Source organism: Frankia sp. CcWB3, from assembly GCF_977927595.1.
The window spans coordinates 3,229-4,901 of record NZ_CDWRCK010000288.1; the positions used below are offsets into that span (position 1 = coordinate 3,229).

General features: G+C 71.8%; 3 protein-coding genes. 2 read left to right on the forward strand and 1 reads right to left on the reverse strand.

Features of this window, described 5'->3' with window-relative positions; genetic code table 11:
- On the reverse strand, window positions 1-310 hold a 310-nt coding region (locus ACY5KJ_RS17605), incomplete at its 3' end, for an RNHCP domain-containing protein (RefSeq protein ID WP_462203883.1).
- A 447-nt stretch (window positions 311-757) separates the two neighbouring features.
- Between ACY5KJ_RS17605 and ACY5KJ_RS17610 the strand changes: the two genes are divergently transcribed.
- Window positions 758-982, forward strand: a complete 225-nt coding sequence (locus ACY5KJ_RS17610; RefSeq protein WP_462186154.1) for a DUF3263 domain-containing protein — start codon at window positions 758-760, stop codon at window positions 980-982.
- Between the two features lie 8 nt (window positions 983-990).
- Window positions 991-1,656 (forward strand): LytR C-terminal domain-containing protein, encoded by a 666-nt coding sequence (locus ACY5KJ_RS17615; protein WP_462186153.1) that lies wholly within the window; start codon window positions 991-993, stop codon window positions 1,654-1,656.
- The last annotated feature ends 17 nt before the right edge of the window (window positions 1,657-1,673 follow it).

Sequence of the window (1,673 nt, forward strand, 5' to 3'; positions counted from 1 at the left end):
TCGCCGCCTGCGCGACCGCGGCGGCGACCGCCAGCAGCGTGTCGCGATCGTCCGCCGGAGCGGACCGGTTGCGGCGCCGATGCCCGCACCGCTCGCAGACGTGCGTGATGACCAGATCGTGCGTACGGCTCTCCACCGCGACCGGCCGCATCACACCGCCGCACCGCGCCGCCCGATCGCCGGGGTTGACGTCGACGTGCCGCGACGACAGACAGGACGGGCAGTGGTTGGTGTACCCGTCACCACGCACGGCCGTCCCGCAGACCAGGCAGACGAAGTCCTCGGTGGTGCGGGTGAAGCGCCGGCTCACCGGCCAAGAGTAGGTCACCACACGGCGTGCCCCGCCTGCCCGGAGGCCAATCGGTGCCAATCGGTGCCAATGACAGCCAATCGGGGCGCTCTGACCTGGCCGGAACTCTGACCTGGCCAGGACCAGGTGGGAGCCTCCCGCGAGCGTCTCATCAGATCCGCGTCGGGCGGCCGGACCGCGGGCGGGACGTGTGTCGCCAGAGACGCCGAGGATGTCGGACCCACGGGGTGAAATAGTGGGCGGCGCACCATACCGGGCGTGGTACGTCGGCGCACCATCGCGCCCATCGTCCCGGATGCGTCCCGAGGAGGTCCCGCTGTGGAGGCAGCACACCCTCTACCGCCCGAGAGCCTACCGCCCGAGAGCCTGCCGCCCGAGAAACCAGCGCCCGAGAAACCAGCGCGGGCGGACGTCCCACCCAACGAACTGTCCGATCGCGATCGTCGCATGTTGCGCTTCGAGCAGGGTTGGTGGCGTCACCCGGGAGCCAAGGAGGAGGCGATCCGGGCCGAGTTCGGGCTGTCATCAACACGCTACTACCAGTTGTTAAACCGGGTGATCGATTCGGAAGCCGCGCTGATAGCCGATCCGATGCTGGTCCGCCGGCTGCGCCGGCTGCGGGAGCAACGTCGGGCGGCCCGATCCGGCCGACGTGACCGGGCCGAGGGGTAAGACCACGCATGACACCTGCCACGAACGCACCGCCGCGGCGTCCCCACCGGCGGCGCCCGGACCGGCTCCACACCCTCGGCGCGGGCGTCGTCGCGGTTCTCGCCGTACTCGCGGGCATCCTGGTGGTCAATCTGCTGAACGGCCCGTCCGACGCGGACGGCTCCACCACCCAGGTCGCGGCCCCGACGCACTCGGCGCGGCCGGGCACGGACCAAGCCGGCGGCGGCCGGACCACTCCGGCCCCGTCGCCGCACCGCGCGGCGGCCACGTCCCCGGCCCCCGGCCCGGGGGCCACGAAGACGGCGCCGGCGTCCCTGGAACCGACGCCGGCGCCGTCCGCGTCCACCGCGACGAAGCCGCCGGCCCCGCCGGGACCGAAGGCCACGGCCCCGGTGGTCGTCCTGAACAACTCGCGGGTCGCCGGGCTCGCCGAGGTGGCCGCCAAGCAGGTCGAGTCGGCCGGGTTCCGGGTCGAGCGGGTGGGCAACTACCAGTCGATCTACAACGTCCCGGTGACGACGGTCTTCTACGACGACGACGACGCCGCCCGAGCCCTGAAGGAGGCGATGCCGGGCATCGAGAGCATCGTGCCCCAGTCGAAGACCAGAATCGTCTCCACCGACGCACTGATCCTGGTGATCACCCGCGACTTCCCCGCCCGCCCGGAAAAATGATCACTTGACCGCCGCGC